The organism is Microlunatus soli, assembly GCF_900105385.1.
Lineage (GTDB): Bacteria > Actinomycetota > Actinomycetes > Propionibacteriales > Propionibacteriaceae > Microlunatus > Microlunatus soli.
In genome coordinates this window covers 5,507,591-5,529,280 of the sequence record NZ_LT629772.1, presented here as the reverse complement: position 1 = coordinate 5,529,280, position 21,690 = coordinate 5,507,591, and the positions used below count along the sequence as shown (strand labels likewise).

The following is a 21,690-nucleotide window of genomic DNA, read 5'->3' as shown; positions in this document are numbered from 1 at the left end:
TTCAGGAACGGCGGGCCGGCAGCGCACCCGACGACCGCAGCGTCGCATACAGCACCAGGGTGAGTAGACCACCGATGATCGAGGTGGAGATGATCGCAGCGATTCCGTAGCTGATCTTCCAGCCCGCTGCCCAGGTCGGGTAGTACAGCGCGGTGTCCAGGACGGCCGGCGCCAGGGCGGCCGTGGCGCCGGCGATGAAGGGATTGATCTTGCGCCACATCCGGTAGCGGAAGATCAGGTAACCGAGTTCGGCGGCGACGCCTTGGGCCAGACCGTAGAGCACCAGGGTGCCGCCGCCCAGGCCGGCGATCAGTTCGACCACGGCGGCGATCAGCTCAGCCAGCACACCGGCGCCGGCCTTGCGGGTGATGAACGGCGCCAGGACGCCGGGCACCAGCCAGACCCCGTACAGCAGGGCCTGAGCCGGTGGGAACGCGGTGAACAGCGGTCCGGTCGCGGAATACAACGCCGTCCAGGCGATGAAGATCACCCCGAACACGACGCCGATGGCGGCGGTGATCAGGATGTCACTGGTCCGCCACCGACCGAACGGACGGTCGGTGGTCGGACGGGTGGTCGCGGTAGTCATCTAGGACTCCCTTCGCTGGCATTACCCAGATCAGGTCCGAGGGTCTGCGGTTGCCCGCACTCTCAGCGCTGTCGCGCTCCCCTGTCGGTGAACTTGTACAGACCTCCGAAACTACCACTGCCCCCGATCGGACGGATATATCCGTCCCACGGTGGATCCTTCCCTCCCCCGACAGCAGGTACGGTTGCGGGCGTGTCAGCACCCGAACACCCGGCCGAGACGACGGCATCGGCCGACGCCGAACAGCAGGACACGCCCCAGCAGGACGGGCCCCTGCAAGACGGTGTCGCCGACGAAGGCGGAGCCGGCGATCGGCCGAACGACACCGCAGAGCCGGCGCCGAAGGAATGGTGGGACGACTCGCGGATGCCGTGGAAGGGCAAACCGGGACGCTCCGACATCCTGTGTTGGGCGGGTTTCTCGCTGAGCGGCATCATCGGACTGATCATGATCCCGCTGCGACCGATCCTGATCGCACACAACGTGTTGCTGCTGGTCGCGATCACCGGCTCCCGTTCGGGCCTGGTGACCAGCGGTGCGCTGGCTGCGGTCGGCCGGGCCGACTGGTGGCCGGTGGCGCTGGTGCTCGGCATCATCAGCAGCATGAAGTGGGATCCGCTGTTCTGGTGGGCCGGCAAGCTCTGGGGACGCGGGCTGATCGACGTCGTCGCCGGCCGCTCCAAGTGGGCTGCCAAGAACGCCGACCGGGCCGAGCGACTGGCCCGCCGGTTCGGCATCCCGGCGATCCTGATCGTCTACATCGTGCCGCTCCCCGCCGCGGTGATCTATGCCACCGTCGGGATGGCCGGGATGCGGCTGCGGACCTTCCTGGCGGTCGATCTGCTCGGGTCGGCGGTGATGTGCTCGCTGTATGTCTACCTCGGCCACCGGCTCGGCCAGCGCGCCGTCGACGTGGTGGAGGTGATCGCTCGCTACTCCGGCTACATCTCGCTGGCGCTGCTCGCGCTGATCATCGGCCAGGCGATCTGGCGGGCCCGGCGCAAGGCGCGTACCGCCGCCGTCTGATCCTTTGCCGCTCGATCTGTGCCGGGCAGCGCTCAGCTCAGTGCGGGGTGTCGCGAGCTCGGCAGGTCGATCGCCACGGCCAGCCGTCCGGATGCGGCCGACAGCCGATCTCGAGCCGCCGCCACGTCGTCGCCGCGGCGCAGCATCACCACGGCCGTTTTGACCTCGAAATCGCAGCCTTCCAGCACGCCGAGCGCGGTCGGCTCGTCGACCTCGGCGATGGTCGCGACCAGCCGGGTCGCCCGGACCCGCAGCTTGGCGTTGGTGGCGTGCACATCGACCATCAGGTTGCCGTAGGTGCGGCCGGAGCGGACCATCAACGCGGTCGAGATCATGTTCAGCACCTGCTTCTGAGCGGTGCCGGCCTTGAGTCGGGTCGACCCGGTGAGCACCTCGGGACCGGTGTCCAGCTCGATCGGATGCGCCGCATGCCGGGACAACTCGGCGCCGACGTTGCAGGACACGGCGACGGTCAGTGCACCGCGGCCCTTGGCCTCGATCAGCGCACCGATCACGTACGGGGTCCGTCCGCTGGCCGCGATCCCGACCACGACGTCGTGCCCACCGACGTCCAGTGCCGCCAGATCGGCGGCCCCTTGCTCGGTGTCGTCCTCGGCGCCCTCCACCGCATCCACCAACGCGGTCGGGCCGCCGGCGATCAGCCCGACCACCCGGGACGGATCGGTGTGAAAGGTCGGCGGGCATTCGGCGGCGTCCAGGACGCCGAGCCGGCCGGAGGTCCCGGCACCGACGTAGATCAGTCGGCCGCCGTCGGCGAACAACGGTTCGGCCGCGGCGATCGCGGCCGCGATCGATTCCTGAGCGGCACGAATCGCCTCCGGGACCGCAAAATCGGCGGCGTTCATGGTCGCCACGATCTGCGCCGGCGACATCTCGTCCAACGCAGCCGACGCCGGATTGGGGCGTTCGGTCCCGATCGCCTGGGTCACCGCACCGCCCTCCGGGTCACGACCGCACCCCTGTGTAGATGATGTGCACGAATCGTGGCGTCCTGGTCAGTTCTCACCACACCATTAAAGCCGATCCGACGCCGCCGGACACCCCGCAGCCCAAGTTCGGGCCCCAGGTCAGCCCCGGATCAGCCGCTGCGGCGTGCGTCGTGGCGGCTCTCGACGGCGGCGGCGGTCGCGTCCAGCGCCTCGATCGACTGGTCGTAGGAACGCTGCGCGACACCGGCGAAGACGCAGTCCACCAGCGCCAGTTGAGCGATCCGACTGGACATCGCGCCGGACCGGAAGGTTGCCTCGTGCGCCGCCGTGACCAGCACCAGATCGGAGACCTTGCTGATCGGTGACCGGTCGAAGTTGGTGACCGCGATCGTGGTGGCGCCGTGCCGCCGCGCCATCCGAAGCGCATCGATGGTGTCGAAGGTGGTGCCGGTGTTGGAGAAGCCGATCGCGACGTCGTCGGAGCTCAACACGGCAGCGGCGGTGAGCGCCAGGTGCGGGTCGGCCCAGGTGAACGACACCCGACCGATCCGATGCAGCTTGTAGTGCAGATCCTGAGCCACCAGGGCGCTGGCACCGGTGCCGAAGATGTCGATCCGGCGGGCACCGGCCAACGCGTCGACGGCCTGTTCCAGCACCGCCAGGTCCAGCGCGCGGGCGGTGTCGGTGATTGCCCGCGCGTCGGCGTACGCGGTCTTGTTGACGACGTCGGCCAGCGAGTCGGTCGAGCTGATCCGGCCGGTCGACGGGGCGCCACCCTCCTGGTCGGTCTCCTCCCACTGGGCCGCCCGAGCCAACGCGATCCGCAGCTCCGGATAGCCGGCCAGACCGATCGCCCGGCAGAACCGGAGCACTGTGGTCTCGGAGGTCTCACAGCGTTTGGCCACTGTGGTGATCGAACTCTCCGAGACTCCTGCCGGATCGTCCAGTACGGCCTGGGCGACGCGTTGCTCGGCGGGTCGCAGATTGGGCATCGCCCGGCGCACCTTGATCAGGACCGACAGGTTCTTGCCGCCGGCGGTGGCCGACCCGCCCGTGTTCTCGGCTGTACTCATCGCCGTACTCCCTCGCTGTCGGTGATCCGCCAGGTACGCATGTTGCTACTGAGGGTATCGGCCCTCACAGTTGTCAGAACGTAGTTGGGTATAACGCAACGACGTCCTGACAACTCCGGGGTTTGGGGAGAATGTGGAGAGAATGAAGGTATGAGTCGCGGTGTGCTTCGGGTTTACCTGGGTGCCGCACCGGGTGTCGGCAAGACCTTTGCGATGTTGTCGGAGGGCCGCCGCCGCCGGGACCGCGGCAGTGACGTCGTGGTCGCGTTGGTGGAGACCCATGGCCGACCGCACACCGCCGAGTTGCTGGACGGCCTGGAGGTCACTGACCGGTGCCGGGTCGAGCATCGGGGTACGACGCACTTCGAGTTGGATGTCGAGGCCGTGCTCCGGCGCCGGCCCGAGGTGGTGCTGGTCGACGAGCTCGCGCACACCGTCATCGGTGACCCGGCCGGTCCGACCAAACGCTGGCAACAGGTCGACCGGTTGCTGGCCGCCGGGATCGACGTCATCTCCACGGTGAACGTGCAGCATCTGGAGTCGCTGAACGACGTCGTTGCCGAGATCACCGGGATCCGTCAGCAGGAGACCATCCCCGACGAGGTGGTCCGGGCGGCAGACCAGATCGAATTGGTCGACATGTCCCCCGAGGCGCTGCGCAGGCGGCTGGCGCACGGCAACGTCTATCACGCCGACAAGGTCGACGCGGCGCTGTCGCACTTCTTCCGGGTCGGCAACCTCGGCGCGCTGCGCGAACTCGCCCTGCTCTGGGTGGCCGATCGGGTCGACGCCGGACTGGCCCAGTATCGCGCCCAGCACGGCATCGATCAGCCCTGGCCGGCCCGCGAGCGGGTGATCGTCGCGCTGGCCGGCGGCCCGGAAGGCGAGACGCTGCTGCGCCGCGGCGCCCGGATCGCCCAGCGCGGCGTCGGCGGCGAATTGATCGCCGTCCACGTCGGCCGCAGCGATGGGCTGCTGCCCGGCCAGGCCGGCAACCTGGAGGCCCAACGCGCGCTCACCGAACGGCTGGGCGGCTCGTTCCACCGGATCGTCGGCGACAACATCGCCGAGGCGATCACCGACTTCGCCCGCGGCGCCAACGCGACGCTGATCGTGATCGGCGCCAGCAGCAAACGGCCTTGGCAGTCCCTCTTCGTGGGCAGCGTCAGCAACGCCGTCGTGACCGGGGCCGGCGAGGCGATCGACGTGCACGTGGTCACCCATGATCGAGCACGCCGTGGGAGCCTGCCGCGACGCAAGGATCTGCTCGGGCTGCGGCGCCGGGTCGCCGGCTGGATCGCTGCCATCATCGTGCCCGCGGCTCTGGTCGCCGCCGAGTCACTGGCGATCACCAGCATCGGACTGACCACCGAAGCGGTCCTGACCATCGCGGTCACCGTCGGGGTCGCGCTGTTGGGTGGGCTCTGGCCGGCGATCGTGGCAGCGGTCTGGGGATCGCTGCTGCTGAACTGGTTCCGCACTCCTCCGCTGCACACCATCACCATCGCCAGCCCGGGCAACGCCTTGGCTCTGTTGATCACCGTTGTCGTCGGCGCGGCGGTGGCGTCGGTGGTCGACATCGCGGCCCGGCGGAGCAACCAGGCGCGGCGGGCGGGCCGGGACGCCGAGATCCTGTCCATCCTCGCCGGCAGTGTGGTCCGCGGCGAGGACACCGTCGCAGCGATCCTCGAGCAGCTGCGGACCACCTTCAAGATGACATCGGTCAGCCTGGTCGAGCGGGATGATCCCCGCAGCGCGTGGCGATCGGTGCAACAGACCGCGTCCCCGGCCGCAGACCCCACCGGCTCACCGGCCGGAGTCGACCGCCCGGCCCAGGACGACATCGAGATCCGGGTCACCCCGACCCTCGGCCTGGTGCTCCGCGGGCCCGATCTGGACGGCGGTTCGCGGCGGGTGCTGGAGGCGTTCGCCGCGCAGGCGACGGTGGTCCTGGAACGGGAGCGGCTGCGGCAGCGGGCCGAGGAGGCCGGCCGGTTGGAAGCCGGCGATGCGATGCGCCGCACCCTGCTGGCCGCGGTCTCCCATGATCTTCGTACGCCGCTGGCCTCGATCAAGGCCAGCGTCACCAGTCTGCAGCAGCGCGACGTCGACTTCAGTCCCGAGGACCATGATCAACTGCTGCAGATGGTCCAGCAGTCGACCGTCCAGCTGGAGCGGCTGGTGGATAACCTGCTGGACATGTCCAGGTTGCAGTCCGGGACGGCCCGGCCGCGGTCCCAGCAGATCAGTGTCGACGAGGTGGTGTGGCCGGCGCTGGCGTCGGTGCCGGCCACCCGGGTCCGGGTCGAGGTGGACGAGACACTGCCCTTGATCATCACCGATCCGGGTCTGCTGGAGCGCGCGCTGGGCAATATCGTGGAGAACGCCGTCCGGCACACCCCGGACGACACGGTGATCACGATCACGGCCCGCCTGGACCCGACGACCGGCGACCGGCCGATGATCGAGATCCGCGTCGTCGATCATGGTCCCGGAGTCTCCGACGATGCCAAGGAACGGATGTTCGACTCCTTCCAGCAGGTCGGCGATCGTCGGCGAGCCGGTGGACTGGGGCTCGGGCTGGCGGTCGCCCGCGGCTTCTCCGAGGCGGTCGGCGGTCGGCTGACCGCGGAGGACACCCCGGGCGGTGGACTGACGATGGTGATCTCGGTGCCGACCGCAACGGGTGCTGCAGCATCACCTGCGCCGAGCGAGACCCTGGAGGGGTTGCGATGACGGCACCGGGCCTGCCGACGGTGCTGCTCGTCGACGACGAGCCCGCCCTGGTCAAGGCGTTGTCGATCAATCTGCGGGCACGGCACTGGGAGGTGATCACCTCCGCCGACGGTGCCGGCGCGCTGGATGCCGCGGCCAAGCACCGGCTGGATGTCGTGGTGCTCGATCTCGGGCTGCCGGATCTGGACGGTATCGAGGTGATCGAAGGGATCCGCGGCTGGTCCCGGGTGCCGATCATCGTGTTGTCGGCCCGGCACGATTCGGAGGAGAAGGTCGCCGCGTTGGATGCCGGCGCCGACGACTACGTCACCAAACCGTTCGGGATGGACGAACTGTTGGCCCGACTGCGGGCGATGGTACGACGTGCCCAACCCGCCGACGACAGCGACGAAGCCGTCGTCGAGTCCGGTGCGTTGCGGATCGACCTGGCGCGCAAGAAGGTGAGCCGCAACGGTGCCGATGTCCGCTTGACGCCGACCGAATGGCACCTGTTGGAGGTGCTGGTCCGCAACCGCGGCAAGCTGGTGTCACCGCAGCAATTGCTCGGCGAGGTCTGGGGACCGGGCTACCGCACCGAGACCAACTATCTGCGGGTCTACTCCGCTCAACTGCGACGCAAACTGGAGGACGACCCGTCGCATCCGCGCCATCTGATCACCGAGCCCGGCATGGGCTACCGGTTCGAGAGCTGACTGCCGGGTCCGTGGCTCAGTTGAGCTCCGGATCCTCTGTCCAGGTGGAGAAGTAGGCCAGTTCGTCACCCTGCCGGCGGAGCACGTCGCGCCACAGGTCCAACGGCCGGGAGGAGAACACGTCGGCGTAGGTGGCGGGCACGATGTGCCACATCCCTTCGGCGATCTCGCCCTCCAACTGGCCCGGTGACCAGCCGGCATAGCCGGCGAAGATCCGCAGATCGCGGTAGGCGCCGCGGACGATCTCGATCGGTGTGTCCAGATGCAGCAGGCCGACCCCGGAGAACATCCGTCGCCAGCCGGGAGGTTCCTCGGACGGGTCGGCCACACTGGCCAGACAGATCGCGCCGTTGGGCGAGACCGGCCCACCGTGGAAGAGATACTGCGGCCCCGAGACGGCATTCACCCAGTCCGGGAGGACGGCGTCCAACGGGGTCTGGGAGATCTCGTTCAAGATCACCCCGAGCGCCCCGTCGGCGTCGGAGTCCAAGATCAACACGACCGACTGGTTGAACACGCCGTCGCCGAGCTGCACGCTCGCGACCAACAGCGAGCCCGCCCTCGGCCCGGTACCCGATCCTGTGCTGCCGCTCACGCGCTACTCGACCTCGGTGTCCTTCGGCAGCTCGGCCGGACCGCCGGCGGCCGTACGGACAGCGGCGGCGACAGCGGTGTGGACATCGGAGTGGAACACGCTCGGCGTGATGTAGGCGGCATTCAGTTCCTCGTCGGTCACCACACCGGCCAAGGCATGCGCCGCAGCCACCAGCATCGGCGTGGTGACCTCGGCGGACTGCGCATCCAGTAACCCGCGGAACACACCGGGGAAGGCCAGCACATTGTTGATCTGGTTGGGAAAGTCCGACCTGCCGGTCGCCACCACGGCGGCATGCTGGCTGGCCTCGGCCGGGTCGACCTCGGGATCGGGATTGGCCAGGGCGAAGACGATCGAGTTGTCCGCCATGGTCGCCACGTCGTCGCCGGTCAGCACTCCGGGGGCCGAGACACCGATGAACACGTCGGCGCCCGCGACGGCTTCCTTCAGGGTGCCGCCGAAGTCCAGCTTGTTGGTGTGTTCGGCGATCCATTCCAGCTGTCCGGAGATCCCCGGCCGATCGGTGCGGACCACTCCGTCGACGTCGGCGACCACCAGATTGGTGGCGCCGGCGGCCAGCAGCAGCTTGATGATCGCGGTCCCGGCGGCTCCCGCCCCGGACATCACGATCCGCACCGACTCGATCTGCTTCTCCACCACCCGGAGGGCGTTGATCAACGCCGCCAGCACGCAGATCGCGGTGCCGTGTTGATCATCGTGGAAGACCGGGATGTCCAGCTGTTCGCGCAGCCGGGCCTCGATCTCGAAACAGCGCGGCGCGGAGATGTCCTCCAGGTTGATCCCGGCGAATCCCGGCGCGACCGCCTTCGCCACGGCGATGATCTCCTCGGTGTCCTGGGTGTCCAGGCACAGCGGCCAGGCGTCGATGTCGGCGAACCGCTTGAACAACGCGGCCTTGCCCTCCATCACCGGCAGTGCGGCGTACGGTCCGACGTTGCCCAGTCCGAGCACCGCGGAGCCGTCGGTGATCACCGCAACCGTGTTGCGCTTGATCGTCAGCCGGCGGGCGTCCTCGGGATTCTTCGCGATCGCCGACGACACCCTGGCCACGCCCGGGGTGTAGACCATCGACAGGTCGTCACGGTTGCGGATCGGGCGCTTGCTGTTCATCGCGATCTTGCCGCCGATGTGGGCCAGGAAGACCCGGTCGCTGACCTTGCCGATCGTGACACCCGGGACCTGACGCATCACCTCGACCAGCTCGTCGGCGTGATCGGTGTCGCGGGCCGCGCAGGTCACGTCGATGCGCAGCCGCTCGTGGCCGGATGCGGTCACGTCGAGGGCGGTGATGGTGCCACCGGCCTGCTCGACCGCTGTTGTCAGCCCGCTCACCGAGGCGCCACCAGCTGGCACCTCCAGGCGGACGGTGATGGAGTAGGAAACCGATGGGACAGCGCTCACCCGGCGATCTTCTCACGTCCCGGCCCCAGCCATCGGTTGCGTCGCCGGTGTCGGAGGAGCCTGCCACGATGGAGTGGTGGGTGTCCGCGAATTGTCGTTGCTGAAACTGCTCGACCAGCTTCCCGGTGTGACTCGGCACGAGACGACCAACTACACCTCCTTCAAGGTGCAGGGGCGGACCTTCGGTTACCTGTGGCCGCGCACCCAGACGGTCGGGCTCAAACAACCGCTGGCCGAGCAGCTGGCGCTGGTCGCCGAGCGGCCGGACGTCTTCGAGGTGCAGTTCACGGCGGGCCAGTTCGGCTGGGTCGTGGTCCGGCTGGCCGGGATCGATCGTCGCGAACTCGCCGAGCTGACGTTCGAGGCGTGGCGGCTGACCGCGTCGCCGGAGCTGGTCGAGCAGCGCGCCGACCGGTTGCCGCGGTGACCACACCGGTTCGGTGTTCCGCCGCAGGTCACGCGAACCTTAAAGGGTTAAGCTGACCTCATCTGCGGCCCGGGACGGGCCGGAGCAGAGAGGATGGTCGAACCGCAATGGCGCGCGTCACGATCGATGATCTGGCAGCCCGACTCGGGCTCTCCAGAGCGTCGGTGTCCTATGCCCTGAACGGCCGCCCCGGGGTCGGCGACGAGACCCGGATGCGGGTCACCGCGCTGGCCGCCGAGCTGGGCTGGCAGCCCAGTGTCAGCGCTCGATCATTGTCTCGACGACGGGCCGACGCCTACGGGATCGTGCTCAACCGGCAGCCCGAGGACCTCGGCTCCGAGCCGTACTACATGGGGTTGCTGTCCGGTATCGAGTCGGCACTGTCCGAGACCGGCGTCAGCCTGATGATCAGGTTCGTCGCCGACCAGGACAGTGAGGCCGCGGTCTACCGCACCTGGAACGCCGAGGGCCGGGTCGACGGCGTGTTGCTGACCGACCTGCGCACCGACGACCCGCGCCCGGCCCTGCTGGACGAGCTGACCCTGACCTATCTGGTGCACGGCGGTCGTCGGGCCGCCGACGGCTGGAACTTCGACCAGGCCACCGATGCGGCGACCCTGGTCGATCATCTGGCCGAGCTGGGTCACCGCAGGATCGTCCACATCAGCGGACCACCCGATCTGCTGCACGAGACCGAGCGTCGGCGAGCCGTCCGGGAGATCGGCGGACGCCGTGGGATGGAGGTGATCACCGTCCAGGGTGACTACACCTTCGACGGGTCCCGCGAGCTGACCGGTTCGCTCCTGGAGGACCGGCGGCGTCCCACGGCGATCATCTACTCCAACGACCTGATGGCCGTCGGCGGCAGCATCGCGCTGCGTTCGGCGACCGAGCCGATCGCCGTCCTGTCCTGGGACGACTCACTGCTCTGCCGCACCGCGTCGCCGTCGATCACTGCCCTGCAACGAGATCCGTACGGCGCCGGCCGGTTCAGCGCCGAACGGTTGATCAAGCTCGTCGAAGAAGATGATCATTCCGAATTGTTGCCGCGGTCCCGCAGTGCACTGATCATCCGGGAGTCCAGCCTGCGTCAGACGCCGTGAGTCGCAGCCGGGCCAACACCGCACGACCGCGCGGCGACAATCGGTATCCGACCCGCAGGCTCTCGGTCAGTCCGAGTTCCTTCAGCCGTCTGATGTCGGCCTTGAACGGAAGTTTGTCCCGCCCGATCGAGGTAGCCAGGGTCTCGGCCAGTTCGCCGGGGTGCCGGTCGATCAGCGACAGGTGTTGCCGGGTCCAGGCGCCGTGTCGGCTCCGCCCATCCATCGTCCGGAGTCGTTCGACGATCTCGTCCAGCTCCGCCCCGTCCGGCGAACGGTCTCGCAGCGCCGCCCGTTCGTCGGGGCCGGCGTATCGCACGCCGATCCGGTAGATCTCCCCCGGTTTGGTGGTCAGGAAGCGTCTGAGCCGGGCCAGGTCGGTGCCGGCGCGGCCGGCGTCGGACTCGGTGATCTCGTCCAGCTCGACCCGGTCGATCGCGGTGAACTCGACCACTCCGGCGTGGGTACGCTGCCGGCCGCCGACCGCGTGCATCGGACGTTTCCAGCTGCGGAAGGCGAGATCGACCTCTCCGCTGACTATCCGTTCCAGATCGGCGTTGGAGAACAGCACCATTCCATCTTGGCTCATCGGCCCAGGGAAATCCTGATGATCAACCCCACGCCGAGGGCGTAGCGTTCGGCCGGTGAGCGATCAGTCCGACCTGTCCACCATCCTGGCCGCCGGTGACGATCCCGCCGACGGGTGGTTCCCCGAGAGCGTTGCGGCCGACTACGACAATCCCGGCGGCGCCAATGAGGCCGCAACGATCATGGCGGCGGTCGACGTCCTGGAGGCGTTGGCCGACGGCGGGCCGGCGCTGGAGTTCGCGGTCGGCACCGGCCGGATCGCTGCACCGCTGGCCGACCGCGGCGTCACCGTCAGCGGTATCGAGCTGAGTCGGGCGATGGCGGAGCGGGTCGCCGCCAAACCCGGCGGCGATCGGGTCGACGTCACGATCGGCGACATGACCAGCACCCGGGTGCCCGGCGACTTCTCGCTGGCCTTCCTGGTCTTCAACACGATCAGCAATGTGACCAGCCAGGACGGGCAGGTCGACGTGTTCTGCAATGCGGCGGCGCATCTGCGTCCGGGCGGTCTGTTCGTGATCGAGGTCGGAGTGCCCGGGCTCCGGCAGTTGCCGCCCGGGCAGGACACGGTGCCGTTCACGGTCGCGCCGAACGCCGACCGTGGCGGTTATGTCGGTTTCGATCAGTACGACGTCGTGACCCAGCAGTTCACGTCCAACCACGTCAGCGTCACCGCGGACGGCGCGGGCCGCTTCTACCGGATCCCGTTCCGCTACGCGTGGCCGGCGGAGATGGATCTGATGGCACGGATCGCCGGGATGCGGCTGAAGCACCGCTGGTCCGGCTGGGATCGTGCGGAGTTCACCGCCGACAGCACCAGCCACGTCTCGGTCTGGCAGAAGGACTGATCAACCGTTGCGGCCGGTGACCGCAACACTGACGCCGACCCCGATCACGGCCAGACCGCCGGCTCCGCCGATCGCCGACATCCGCCGCGGCGACCGGGTGAACCAACCGCGGACCGTGCCGGCGGCCAGTGCCCAGGTCGAATCCATCAGAACCGCCACCAGCGGCACGAGGGTGCCGGCGACCGCCATCTGCACCGGCAGCGGGATGCCGGCCGCGGGTTCGGTGACCTGAGGCAGCGCGACGATCAGGAAGACGATCAGGAAGACGATCATCTTCGGATTGGTCGCGCCGACCAATAACCCGTCGGCGAGGGCACGCAGCGGACGGACCGGTTCGATGCCGCCGGCCAACGCCGCCGCCAGCCGGCCACGGTGTCGGATCGCCTGCACACCGAGGAAGATCAGGTAGCCGGCGCCGGCGAACCGGAGCACCGTGACGACCTCCGCGGCGCGGACGATCAGGACTCCGAGACCGGCGGAGACCGCAGCCACCTGGAGCAGGCAACCGACGGCGTTGCCGACGACGCCGAGCAGCGCCGTACGCCGACCGTAGGTCAGTGCCCGGCTGATCGTGAACAGGACGGACGGCCCGGGAATCGCGACGATCACGATCACCGTTGCCAGGAAGGTCAGCAGATGAGTACCGGACATGATCAGCTTCCGTTCAGCTCAGGCCGAAGTTGGCCATGTCGACGACCGGGCGGTAGCCGAGCCGTTGATACAGCTTGTTGGAGACCGGGTTGGCCTGATCGGTGAACAGGCAGACCCGCGCGTCGAGGTCGAGCAGTCGGCGAGAGACACCGGCAACCGCGGCGGCGGCGTAGCCATGGCCGCGGTATTCCTTCGGTGTCAGCACCGGCCCGATCCTGGCGACCCCCAGGCTCGGCAGGTTGGCCCCGGTCACGTGCACCGGTCGGCCGTCGACCTCCCAGACCCAGAGCCGCCCGTCCCTGATCCGGCGGCTCGTCTCGTCCCGATCATGCTCGACCAGCTCCGGTGCCGGCCGGTCCCCCTGCTCGGCCGCCTCGGCGCCGAAGATCGTCAGCCAGTTGTTCAGCAGCTCGAGATCAGCGGGCACCGCGGCCCGCAGAGTGCCGCCGACACCGACCGGCGGAGTCAGGGTGTCGAGCTCGTACAGTCGTGTGTGGGAACGGATCTCCGCGCGCTTGCCCCACAGTCGGGCGCTCTCCTCGGCCATCAGTCGGGTGGCCGGCAGCGACCCGTTCATCGCGCCCGCGAACTCGCCGCGATCATGCAGCGCGTGGGCCAGCTGGACCGCGGCCTCGGGCGGCATCTCGGTCACCCACAGCGCATGGTCCGGACCCGGAGCGGTCCGCATCGCGGTGCCGACGATCTCGCCATCATGATCAACATCTCGGGCATGATCAACAAGCCCGACATGATCAACGATCGTGACGAACCACCAGGGCCGGTCGGGATCGCGCTGGATGCCCTCGGCGTCCTCGGCTACGGCTCGGTCGGCGATCGTGGCGATCACCGTGCTGAGCACCGGCTGTCGGGCAAGCCGATCTCCCGCTGTGGCCAGGAAGCCGGCGGCGTCCGGGGTGAACCTCAGCTCGTACATGTCCCGATCGTTGTCGGCGCTGCTGCCCGCGTCAACGCGATTATCGCGCTACCGATGTCGGGCCGATCATCAGCCGACGGCGTTACTCAGTGCTCGATCGGGGATCTCGGCATGATCGGTCAGATAGCGGGCGACTCCGCGGGCGGCGACCCGGCCGGCACGGTTCGCGCCGATGGTGCTTGCCGACGGGCCGTAGCCGACCAACTGGACGCGCGGATCGCGGACGGCGGCGGTGCCGCGGCCGTGGTTGTCGAGCTGGATGCCGCCGCCGGGTCCCCGCAACTGCAGCGGCGCCAGGTGGGCGACGGCGGGACGGAAACCGGTCGCCCACAGGATCACGTCGACGAACTCGAAGCTGCCGTCCGGCCAACGGACGCCGTCCGGCTCGATCGAGGAGAACATCGGGCGTCGGCGGTCGTAGGCGCCGAGCCGTTCGGCGGCCCGCTCCTGGTCCCGCAGTGCCAGCCCGGTGACGCTGACCACGCTGGCCGGTGGCAGTCCGCGGGCGACTCGTTGCTCGACCAACGCGACGGCGGCCCGGCCGGCTTCCGGAGTGAAGTCGTCGGTCCGCCAGACCGGTTCGCGCCGGGTGACCCACAGCGTGTCGGTGATCGGCGCCAACGCGCCGATGAACTGCACGGCCGAGGCGCCACCGCCGACGACCAGCACCCGCTTGCCGCGGAAGTGCTCCGGGCCCGGGTAGTCCACGGTGTGCAGTTGTTCGCCGACGAAGGTCTCCATCCCCGGATAGTGCGGGATGAACGGGTGGGTCCAGGTGCCGGTGGCGTTCACGATCGTCCGGGTCGGACGATCGGCGTCGTCGGCGTGCACGATCAGCAATCCGTCGGAGTCGGTGACCCGGGTGACCCGGACCGGCCGCAGCACGGGCAGCCGATGACGCCGCTCGTAGTCCCCGAACGATGCCGGAACGGCCTGGTTGGCGCGCCGCCCGTCATGCACGGGCGGCGGGTTGTCCGGCAGTTCGGCGACCCGATGCACGTCGCGCATCGTCAAGGCATCCCACCGATGCTGCCACGCCCCGCCCGGTGCATCGTCGGCGTCCAGGACGACGTGCTCGATCCCCAACCGCTGCAGGTGGTACGACGCCGACAACCCGGCCTGCCCGGCCCCGATCACCACACTCGACATCACGTCCACACCGACACAACGCATCAGCCTCGCCGCAGCTTCCCGAATGCCGCCGCCGAGCGGCGCGGCAGCCCCGCCGAGGGCGATATCGCAACACGAACTGCAATATCGCCGCCTGGCCAGGAGTTGATCAGTGGCGATCGAGATCGTTGGCGGATGGGCGAATCACGGCGCCGACGACGGCCGCCGGGCGACTGCCCAGTGGCAATACGACTCAACCACCCGTTCCTGCGCGCCAGCGCGGGAACAGCGGGCGTCTGGGGGTCGCCCCCCAGAAGACAACCGGCCGACCCGGCGAAATGCACCCCAGGCGGCACCACAGGAAAGACAAACGCCCGCCAGGCGATCCCAGCGGCAGGACTCAACCACCCGTTCCTGCGCGCCAGCGCGGGAACAGCGGGGGTCTGGGGGTCGCCCCCCAGAAGACAACCGGCCGACCCGGCGAAATGCGCCGCAGGCGCATGAGCAGGGTCGGCCGTCGGCCGGTGGAGGTGGCGGGAATCGAACCCGCGTCCTCGAGCAGCGAACCAGGTCTTCTCCGGGCGCAGCTGATGATGTCGTTCTACTCGGCCCCTGCACTCACATCAGCATGTTGCAGACAGGCCCAGCCTCAGTTGATGTCCCCGCTGAGCCCTGAGACAAGTCTCAGCGGGTTAGTCCCCTTAACGAGGCCAGGGTCCGGGACGGAGACACTCCCGGTCTGACCCTTCGGTTACTGCTCAGGCAGCAAGAGCGAAGTCAGTGCGCTTAGAATTGGCACTTGTTGTTTTCCAAGGGTCGTTTACGAGTTGACCTTGGATCCTCGGCCCGCTTCTCCTGGGACTACCGTCCCGAGTCGAAACCGATCACCCCCTGTTGAGTTGTGCACTCCACCGTACGTCGCAGGTTCACCACGCGCGGTCGAGCAGTGACCCAGTCTACCCGGCCGCGTGGCCGTCGCGCAGCCGGATATCGGCGAGTGTCACTTCTCCGGCAGCACGTCCAGCTTGATGACCTTCTTCACCGGGTTGGTCCAGTCCTCGCCCTGAGCGGCCTTCACACCGCCGACGATGGTCAGGATGAACCAGGCCAGGCTGCCCAGGCCGACCAGGAAGTTGATGATGCCCCAGTCGGTGACCGCCGCCAGGGTGCCGCCGACGATCAGGCCGATCAGGCTGATCAGCTGGAAGTTGAACGCCTTGGCGGCCTCCTTGCGGGTCTGGCTGCCCGGTTTGGAGATCGCGTAGCCGATGCCGGGACCGATGATCATGCCGGTGAACAGCCCGCTGAAGTGGGCCAGCGCTCCCCCGGTGCTGCCTTCCTGGCGGCGCGCCGGATAGTTGCTCTGACCACCGTACGGCGCGGTGCCGTAGGTCGCCGGCGAGTAGCTGGTGGTGGCTGGCGGCACCTCGACCAGTCCGTAGAAGGCGTCGTTGAGTTCCTTGCGGTTCTGCGCGCCGAGGACCTGGCCGATCCGACGCTCGAATTCGTCCTCGGTGATCCTGCCCTCGGCGTAGGCGGTCTGCAGGTGCTCGGCGGCGCGGTCGCGCTGCTCGGTGGTCACCGGGGTTCGCAGGCTGGGGTGCTCAAAACTGGCGCTCATGAGACAAGGATGCGTTGTCCCGGCGCCGAACACCATCAGGGAGCGACCCCAACCTGCCCCTTACCCGGCTGCCACAGGCGGCCGCGCGGTCCCGTACCGTTGTCGCTCATGACCGAAAAACCAGAAGTTGACTTCCCCGACGGCCCGCCGCCCGCCGACCTGCAGGTCACCGACCTGACCGTTGGTGACGGCGCGGAGGCGACCAAGGGCAGCACCGTGTCGGTGCACTACGTCGGTGTCGCCTACAGCACCGGCGACGAGTTCGACGCCAGCTACAACCGCGGTACGCCGCTGGAGTTCCCGCTGGGCGCCGGTTACGTGATCTCCGGCTGGGATCAGGGCGTCGCAGGGATGAAGGTCGGCGGTCGCCGGCAGCTGGTCATCCCACCCCATCTCGGGTACGGCGACCGTGGCGCCGGCGGTGCCATCAAGGGCGGCGAGACGCTGATCTTCGTGGTCGATCTGGTGGACGTGAAGTAGCAGGTTCGGCACCGGTGCCGCGGCGCCGTAGCGCGCCGCGGGCACCAGCGCCGTTTTCCGGGTTGGGGTCACCGCGACCATCGTCGCTTCCGTCATGCTCACCAACTCGATGAGCCGCCACCGCCACCGCCTCCTCCGGAGAAGCCGCCGCCGGAGAACGAACTGCCGCTCGAGCCGAAGCCGCCGCCGCTGTAGCCCGACCCGCCGGACCAGCCAGACCCGGACGCTGCCGGCGGCGGAGGGTGCAGCGAGCTGTTGATCGTGCTGGTCAGGGTGATGGTGGGGAACTGGGCGAAGGTGCTGTCGCCGGGGCTCGCGTACCAGTCCGGGGACCGATCGGGCAGCCGGCCCAACTCGACCAGACGCTGGCACACCTGCTGCCAGCGGGTCGCCAGGCCGAAGATGATCGCCCACGGCAGGTAGCGGGAGAAGATGTCCTGCCCGTCCTCGAATTTCACCTGTTCGGCCTCGGCCGTGGACAGGTATTCGCGGAATCCTTCCACCTGGTCGAGCATCGCCCGGCCGGACGCAGAACGCTTACCGCGTTTGATCTTCGGGACGACGAGGGCGAGCGTGATGACCAAGGACGCGACGGCGAACAACATGATCATCGCCACCACCCCGCCGCCTCCGGCGAGGCCGCCGAGCCAACACGCGGCGATCAGCCCGGCACAACCCACGCAGATCAGACCGAACGCGATCGTGCCCGGCGCATCACGTCGGGGGGCGAACCAGCCACGCTCCTGCACCGCCTTCTCGGTGGCATGCGTCAGCCTCAGGTGGGATCTCTCCAGGGTGCCGGGAGTCAGTTCCGCTCGCTGGTTGTCACCGAAGACGTCGGTGCAGAAGCGCGATTGCGCCGGTGTCAGCCGGTGTCCGGCAGGCTGGCCGTCGGACAGCGGGCCGCCGACAAGCTGCAGTTTGTAGGTCAGATCGTCGCTCGCGTCGGCATCACCGTCGTCCTGGGTCTGATCATCGCCGTCTTGATCATCGCCGTCTTGATCATCGCCGTCTTGATCATCGGACGGGACATCGGTGTCGTCCTCGTCGCCGCGGCTGCGCGGACTGCGTTCGACGGTGAGAACACCGGCAGCAGCCAACTCGACGATGGTGGCCGCTGTGATCCGTTCGTCGGTCCGGTTCTCCGCGAGCCGCGCCGCCTCGGCGACTGGGATGTCGGGCGGGGTGAACGCGACCGGCACCTCGACACCGGGATCAGCCCCGACCCGGGGTTCGGCGCCGGATGAAGGAACGCTGCCGGGCGGCAGATCGAGGTAGCGGTCGTCGGTCAGCCAGCGCTTGACCAGTCGCATCCCCAGCACCGGCGCGCCGATCGTCACCAGCAGAGCCAGCAGCGTCGCGCCGACGCTCCGCGGTCCGATCACCGACGCCTTGGCCACCAGGTGCGGCTTGTTGTCCGCGATCAGTCCCGGATCGACCCGGACACCGATCGTGACATTCTCGCCGGCGGCCAGGTCCCGATGACCGAACCGGGCGCTGTGGTCGCCGCCGATCGCGGTCTTGTCACAGGCCCGCGTACTGCCGATCGGCCCGGCGAAGCAGGTGACCTGTTGCGCGCCACCCGGGACCTCGGCTCGGACCGACAACCGCTCGATGCGCGGATTGCCCGACCCGGTCACATCCCAGTAGAGCTCGTCGTGATCATCGAAGTGCCGCAGCGCGCCGGCGACGTCGTACTCCAGGACGTAGGTCACGTTGTCGGAGTAGATCCCGCGATCCGGGTCACCGATCCGGTAGACCGTGCTGCGTCGCCGGTCCGATTCCCGTCCGATCTGCTTCTCGGTGATCATGGTGGAGACGTCGTCGGGGCTGGACGCGGTGACATTGCTGATCGTGTAGACGATGTCCTGATCCGGGTGGTCGGCGTCGGGTTCGCGGGTGATCAACTCCCGCTGGATGCCGTGTTTGGTCTCGCAGCAGCCGAACTCCCAGTCGAACACTTCGCGCACATGCAGTACGCCCGACGGCCGCACGCTGTATTCGATCGCCAGATCGCTGATCGCATCGGAGGTGTCGGCCTGGGCCGTCGTGCTGGTCAGCGAGATCAGCACCGCTGCTGCCACCGCGGCCAGCAGCCGGACGATCCGCCGCACCGCCCGTGCGGCGCTGCCCGGTCGACCGGCCACCGGCCGGCGCGATGACCCGACGGCGAGGTCCATGATCACCAGCTCGAGGAGCCGCCGCCGCCACCACCGCCGCCGGAGAAGCCACCGCCACCGCCGAAGGAGCTGCCGCTCGATCCGCCGCCGGAGCTGGAGGAACTGACCGGTGTCGCCGCGGTGGTCAGTGAGCCGGTCAGGTAGCCGATGCTGAAGGCGTTGAAGCCGCCGCCCCGGCCGGAGTACCAGTACGGCGACTGGTCGGGGATCCGGCCGGCGTCGACCAACTGCTGGCAGACCCGCTGCCAGCGGTCGGCCAGATCGAAGGCGATCGCCCACGGCAGATAGCGGGAGAAGATGTCCTGGCCCTCCTCGAACCGCAGCTGGTCGGCCTCGGCGGTCTCCAGGTACTGCTTGAAGCCTTCGACGTGGTCACAGGCTGCGCGGCCGAGTGCCGTACGCCGTCCGCGTTTCAGCACCCGACCGACCATCGTGACGGTGAGCACCACCGAGATCAGCGGGATCGCCAACAGCAGCAGCACCGGGCTGACATGACCGGCGGAGAACACGAACCAGCCGGGGATGAAGAGGAACCCGAGACAGCCGACGCCGAGCGAGCCACCGGAGGCCTTCGGCACCTTGGTGAACCAACCGCGATTGCCGACCTGCTGACGGATCTGGGTGACCATCGCCTTGTGCGTGGTGGTCATCTTGCCGCGCCCGTCCAGGGAGGTGACAGCGCCCGGCGGCCGGCCGCCGAACAGCCTGTTCAGCATCACGTTCTCGTGCGGCGCCGCGGTGCGACTCGGGTCCAGCAGCCGGACCGACATGCCGCCGGTGTCCTCGATCTTGATCACGCCCCGGACGGCCAGGTCGATCAGCGTCGCGGTGGTGTCCCGGACGTCGACCTGTCCGTCGATCAGCACGCCGGCCTCACCGACCGGGATCGGTGGCGGGCTGAAGGCGACCGGGATCTGCAGATTGGGATCGCTCTTGCCGATCTTGGCGTCGGTCCCGTTCGGCGGCACGGTGCCCGGCGGCAGGTCGACGAAGCGGAAATCGGTGCTGCGCGCCTTGGCGATCCGGTAGCCGAGGATCGGCACCGCGGTGGCGATCGCCACCATGATCCCGCCACCGATCAGGAAGCCGGGCGAGGTGATGATCGACAGCACTCCGGCCTTGCGTTCCAGATGCGGCTTGTTGTCGGCGATCAGCCCGGGTTTGATCTTGACCCCGATGGTCACCCCGCCGTACTCGGGGATGTTGTGCTGGGTGAAGACCGCCTGCTGGCCGTCGACCTTGGCGCTGGTGCAGTCCTCGGTGCTGCCGTAGACACCGGTGGCGCACTCCACATCCTGGGCACCGCCCGGCACGGTGGCGGTGATGGTCGCGGTCTTGATCAACGGATTGTCGTGACCGGTCGCGTCCCAGTAGAGCTCGTCGTAACTGCCCGAGCTGCGCAGCGCGCCGGTGACGTCGTAGCTCAGTGTGTAGGTGACGACGTCGATGCTGGTCGAGATGGTTTCGTCCGGGTCACCGATCCGATAGGTGGTGCTGCGCTCCCGGTCGGTTGCTCCGCCGTTGGAGATCTCGTTGACCTGGTCGCTGACCTCCGGATTGTCCGTGCTCGCCTCGAAGTTGTCGATCTCGTAGACGATGTCCTTGTCCTTGTTGGCACCGGTGTCGGGCTCCCGGGTGATCAGCTCGCGCTGCATCCCGTGCCGGTTGGAGCTGGTCCCGAACCGCCACGCGAAGGTCTCCTCCACGTGCATCACGCCCGACGGCTTGACCTCGTAGTTGATCTTGAGGCTGTCGATCTGGTCATCGGAGGCGGCGGACGCGGTCGGGGCGTTACCGAAGACTGCGGCCGAGCCGAGGACGACGAACACGAGGGCCAGCAACAGCCGGACGACTCGTCGCCCGGGCCGCCCGTCCCCGGGGCGGGTGCCGGTGAGGCGGTCGTCGTCCGCCCGCTCGCGGAAGCGTTCGTAGGCCCTCGTCATGGTCCCCTCTACTGCTGATCGTCGGCGCTGCTGTCGCTCCACCCTAAGGGCAACACCGGCTCACCAGCGGGCAGGCCACTCCAACGTCGACAGCTTGCGACGCGGTCGGTTCAGGCTCGGGCCCGGCGGTTGCGGGCGGCCAGGGCGCGGGCGGCTTCGCGGTCGGCGTCCCGCTTGGCGATCGCCTCGCGCTTGTCGTATTCGCGTTTCCCGGTGGCGACGGCGAGCTCGACCTTGGCGTAACCGTTGCTGAAGTAGATCGCCAGCGGGACCAGAGTGGTGCCGGACGACCCGAGCTCGCGTTCCAGGCGGTCGATCTCCTTGCGGTTGAGCAGCAGCTTGCGGGTCCGGCGGGCGGCGTGGTTGGTCCAGGTGCCGTGGCTGTATTCGCCGATGTGCGCTGCCCGCAGCCAGACTTCACCGTCGTCGACGGTGGCGAATGCGTCGGCCAGCGAGGCCCGCCCCTCCCGCAGCGACTTGACCTCGGTGCCGCCCAACACCAGGCCGGCCTCGACGGTGTCGTTGATCTTGAAGTCGTGCCGGGCCCGTCGGTTCTGGGCGACGATCAACCTGTCGCCGCCCTTGGTGCCCGGCGCAGGCTTGCCGGTCGACTTGCCGGCCTGTCCACCGCCGGTCGGTGTCGCCTTGTTGCTCTTCGCCATGTCTCCATCCTCCCGCAAACCCGGCAACCTTACGCGCCGACCACCCGTCGGCCCAAGAGATTT

At 68.6% G+C, this 21,690-nt stretch carries 20 protein-coding genes, 1 other RNA gene and 1 riboswitch; of the genes, 7 read left to right on the top strand and 14 right to left on the bottom strand.

Translation table 11 applies throughout. From position 1 onward, the window contains the following. Position 1 precedes the first annotated feature (1 nt). Positions 2-589: an ECF transporter S component gene (locus BLU38_RS25325; protein WP_091528765.1), complete on the bottom strand. Its 588-nt coding sequence runs from the start codon at positions 587-589 to the stop codon at positions 2-4. Continuing rightward, a riboswitch (TPP riboswitch) is annotated at positions 580-682 on the bottom strand. Its footprint overlaps the gene before it by 10 nt. A 99-nt stretch (positions 683-781) precedes the next feature. Here BLU38_RS25325 and BLU38_RS25320 point away from each other — a divergent pair. Further along, positions 782-1,615: a DedA family protein gene (locus BLU38_RS25320; protein WP_091528762.1), complete on the top strand. Its 834-nt coding sequence runs from the start codon at positions 782-784 to the stop codon at positions 1,613-1,615. Between the two features lie 32 nt (positions 1,616-1,647). Here BLU38_RS25320 and murQ read toward each other — a convergent pair whose 3' ends face one another. Together murQ and BLU38_RS25310 are read right to left on the bottom strand one after the other, a co-directional pair. Continuing rightward, on the bottom strand, positions 1,648-2,565 hold the full coding sequence (murQ, locus tag BLU38_RS25315) for an N-acetylmuramic acid 6-phosphate etherase (protein WP_091528760.1): 918 nt from the start codon (positions 2,563-2,565) through the stop codon (positions 1,648-1,650). Between the two features lie 149 nt (positions 2,566-2,714). Further along, on the bottom strand, positions 2,715-3,638 hold the full coding sequence (locus BLU38_RS25310; RefSeq protein ID WP_091528758.1) for a MurR/RpiR family transcriptional regulator: 924 nt from the start codon (positions 3,636-3,638) through the stop codon (positions 2,715-2,717). 150 nt (positions 3,639-3,788) lie between these two features. On the opposite strand from BLU38_RS25310, the gene BLU38_RS25305 reads away from it, so the two are divergent. Continuing rightward, positions 3,789-6,374, top strand: coding sequence for an ATP-binding protein (locus tag BLU38_RS25305; protein WP_091528755.1), 2,586 nt, complete (start codon positions 3,789-3,791; stop codon positions 6,372-6,374). Next, a complete protein-coding gene (locus BLU38_RS25300; RefSeq protein ID WP_269458138.1) occupies positions 6,371-7,066 on the top strand; it encodes a response regulator in 696 nt (231 codons plus the stop codon). The genes BLU38_RS25305 and BLU38_RS25300 overlap by 4 nt, the downstream gene beginning before the upstream one ends. Positions 7,067-7,082: 16 nt before the next feature. Here the strand turns inward: BLU38_RS25300 and BLU38_RS25295 are convergent, their stop codons facing one another. Both BLU38_RS25295 and BLU38_RS25290 read right to left on the bottom strand, forming a co-directional pair. Continuing rightward, positions 7,083-7,661 (bottom strand): YqgE/AlgH family protein, encoded by a 579-nt coding sequence (locus tag BLU38_RS25295; protein ID WP_091528753.1) that lies wholly within the window; start codon positions 7,659-7,661, stop codon positions 7,083-7,085. Positions 7,662-7,664: 3 nt separating this feature from the next. Next, positions 7,665-9,083, bottom strand: coding sequence for an NAD-dependent malic enzyme (locus BLU38_RS25290; protein ID WP_091528750.1), 1,419 nt, complete (start codon positions 9,081-9,083; stop codon positions 7,665-7,667). Positions 9,084-9,159: 76 nt separating this feature from the next. Between BLU38_RS25290 and BLU38_RS25285 the strand changes: the two genes are divergently transcribed. After that, positions 9,160-9,510: an MmcQ/YjbR family DNA-binding protein gene (locus BLU38_RS25285; protein WP_091528747.1), complete on the top strand. Its 351-nt coding sequence runs from the start codon at positions 9,160-9,162 to the stop codon at positions 9,508-9,510. A 107-nt stretch (positions 9,511-9,617) separates the two neighbouring features. Continuing rightward, on the top strand, positions 9,618-10,613 hold the full coding sequence (locus BLU38_RS25280; protein WP_091528745.1) for a LacI family DNA-binding transcriptional regulator: 996 nt from the start codon (positions 9,618-9,620) through the stop codon (positions 10,611-10,613). On the opposite strand, the gene BLU38_RS25275 is transcribed toward BLU38_RS25280, so the two are convergent. After that, positions 10,579-11,199, bottom strand: a complete 621-nt coding sequence (locus BLU38_RS25275; RefSeq protein ID WP_231920035.1) for a hypothetical protein — start codon at positions 11,197-11,199, stop codon at positions 10,579-10,581. The two genes, BLU38_RS25280 and BLU38_RS25275, sit on opposite strands and share 35 nt — an antisense overlap. Positions 11,200-11,254: 55 nt before the next feature. Between BLU38_RS25275 and BLU38_RS25270 the strand changes: the two genes are divergently transcribed. Continuing rightward, positions 11,255-12,046: a class I SAM-dependent DNA methyltransferase gene (locus BLU38_RS25270; RefSeq protein WP_231920034.1), complete on the top strand. Its 792-nt coding sequence runs from the start codon at positions 11,255-11,257 to the stop codon at positions 12,044-12,046. On the opposite strand, the gene BLU38_RS25265 is transcribed toward BLU38_RS25270, so the two are convergent. The 5 genes from BLU38_RS25265 to BLU38_RS25245 all read right to left on the bottom strand — a co-directional run bounded on the left by BLU38_RS25265 (position 12,047) and on the right by BLU38_RS25245 (position 16,362). Continuing rightward, positions 12,047-12,697: a LysE family translocator gene (locus BLU38_RS25265; RefSeq protein ID WP_091528742.1), complete on the bottom strand. Its 651-nt coding sequence runs from the start codon at positions 12,695-12,697 to the stop codon at positions 12,047-12,049. Positions 12,698-12,710: 13 nt separating this feature from the next. Continuing rightward, positions 12,711-13,631: a GNAT family N-acetyltransferase gene (locus tag BLU38_RS25260; RefSeq protein WP_091528739.1), complete on the bottom strand. Its 921-nt coding sequence runs from the start codon at positions 13,629-13,631 to the stop codon at positions 12,711-12,713. Positions 13,632-13,700: 69 nt separating this feature from the next. Then, positions 13,701-14,780 (bottom strand): NAD(P)-binding domain-containing protein, encoded by a 1,080-nt coding sequence (locus tag BLU38_RS25255; RefSeq protein ID WP_407939624.1) that lies wholly within the window; start codon positions 14,778-14,780, stop codon positions 13,701-13,703. Positions 14,781-15,263: 483 nt separating this feature from the next. Continuing rightward, positions 15,264-15,633: a transfer-messenger RNA gene (gene ssrA, locus BLU38_RS25250) on the bottom strand. Positions 15,634-15,741: 108 nt separating this feature from the next. After that, on the bottom strand, positions 15,742-16,362 hold the full coding sequence (locus BLU38_RS25245; RefSeq protein WP_172836219.1) for a DUF1707 and DUF4870 domain-containing protein: 621 nt from the start codon (positions 16,360-16,362) through the stop codon (positions 15,742-15,744). Between the two features lie 108 nt (positions 16,363-16,470). On the opposite strand from BLU38_RS25245, the gene BLU38_RS25240 reads away from it, so the two are divergent. Beyond that, on the top strand, positions 16,471-16,842 hold the full coding sequence (locus BLU38_RS25240; protein WP_091528733.1) for an FKBP-type peptidyl-prolyl cis-trans isomerase: 372 nt from the start codon (positions 16,471-16,473) through the stop codon (positions 16,840-16,842). A gap of 98 nt (positions 16,843-16,940) precedes the next feature. Here the strand turns inward: BLU38_RS25240 and BLU38_RS25235 are convergent, their stop codons facing one another. From BLU38_RS25235 to smpB, 3 genes are all read right to left on the bottom strand, one after another. Then, positions 16,941-19,022 carry a DUF2207 domain-containing protein gene (locus BLU38_RS25235; RefSeq protein ID WP_157683706.1) on the bottom strand — a complete coding sequence of 694 codons (2,082 nt, stop codon included), beginning with the start codon at positions 19,020-19,022 and terminating at the stop codon, positions 16,941-16,943. Between the two features lie 2 nt (positions 19,023-19,024). Continuing rightward, a complete protein-coding gene (locus tag BLU38_RS25230) occupies positions 19,025-20,965 on the bottom strand; it encodes a DUF2207 domain-containing protein (protein ID WP_091528728.1) in 1,941 nt (646 codons plus the stop codon). Between the two features lie 110 nt (positions 20,966-21,075). Then, positions 21,076-21,627, bottom strand: coding sequence for an SsrA-binding protein SmpB (gene smpB, locus BLU38_RS25225; RefSeq protein ID WP_091528726.1), 552 nt, complete (start codon positions 21,625-21,627; stop codon positions 21,076-21,078). Between the last annotated feature and the right edge of the window lie 63 nt (positions 21,628-21,690).

What these genes read in the sequence shown, in the direction of transcription:
- BLU38_RS25325 (WP_091528765.1), bottom strand. Translation starts at nt 589, where the DNA reads ATGACTACCGCGACCACCCGTCCGACCACCGACCGTCCGTTCGGTCGG.
- BLU38_RS25310 (WP_091528758.1), bottom strand. Translation starts at nt 3,638, where the DNA reads ATGAGTACAGCCGAGAACACGGGCGGGTCGGCCACCGCCGGCGGCAAG.
- BLU38_RS25305 (WP_091528755.1), top strand. Translation starts at nt 3,789, where the DNA reads ATGAGTCGCGGTGTGCTTCGGGTTTACCTGGGTGCCGCACCGGGTGTC.
- BLU38_RS25300 (WP_269458138.1), top strand. Translation starts at nt 6,371, where the DNA reads ATGACGGCACCGGGCCTGCCGACGGTGCTGCTCGTCGACGACGAGCCC.
- BLU38_RS25280 (WP_091528745.1), top strand. Translation starts at nt 9,618, where the DNA reads ATGGCGCGCGTCACGATCGATGATCTGGCAGCCCGACTCGGGCTCTCC.
- BLU38_RS25275 (WP_231920035.1), bottom strand. Translation starts at nt 11,199, where the DNA reads ATGAGCCAAGATGGAATGGTGCTGTTCTCCAACGCCGATCTGGAACGG.
- BLU38_RS25265 (WP_091528742.1), bottom strand. Translation starts at nt 12,697, where the DNA reads ATGTCCGGTACTCATCTGCTGACCTTCCTGGCAACGGTGATCGTGATC.
- BLU38_RS25260 (WP_091528739.1), bottom strand. Translation starts at nt 13,631, where the DNA reads ATGTACGAGCTGAGGTTCACCCCGGACGCCGCCGGCTTCCTGGCCACA.
- BLU38_RS25255 (WP_407939624.1), bottom strand. Translation starts at nt 14,780, where the DNA reads ATGTCGAGTGTGGTGATCGGGGCCGGGCAGGCCGGGTTGTCGGCGTCG.
- BLU38_RS25245 (WP_172836219.1), bottom strand. Translation starts at nt 16,362, where the DNA reads ATGAGCGCCAGTTTTGAGCACCCCAGCCTGCGAACCCCGGTGACCACC.
- BLU38_RS25240 (WP_091528733.1), top strand. Translation starts at nt 16,471, where the DNA reads ATGACCGAAAAACCAGAAGTTGACTTCCCCGACGGCCCGCCGCCCGCC.
- BLU38_RS25235 (WP_157683706.1), bottom strand. Translation starts at nt 19,022, where the DNA reads ATGGACCTCGCCGTCGGGTCATCGCGCCGGCCGGTGGCCGGTCGACCG.
- BLU38_RS25230 (WP_091528728.1), bottom strand. Translation starts at nt 20,965, where the DNA reads ATGACGAGGGCCTACGAACGCTTCCGCGAGCGGGCGGACGACGACCGC.
- smpB (WP_091528726.1), bottom strand. Translation starts at nt 21,627, where the DNA reads ATGGCGAAGAGCAACAAGGCGACACCGACCGGCGGTGGACAGGCCGGC.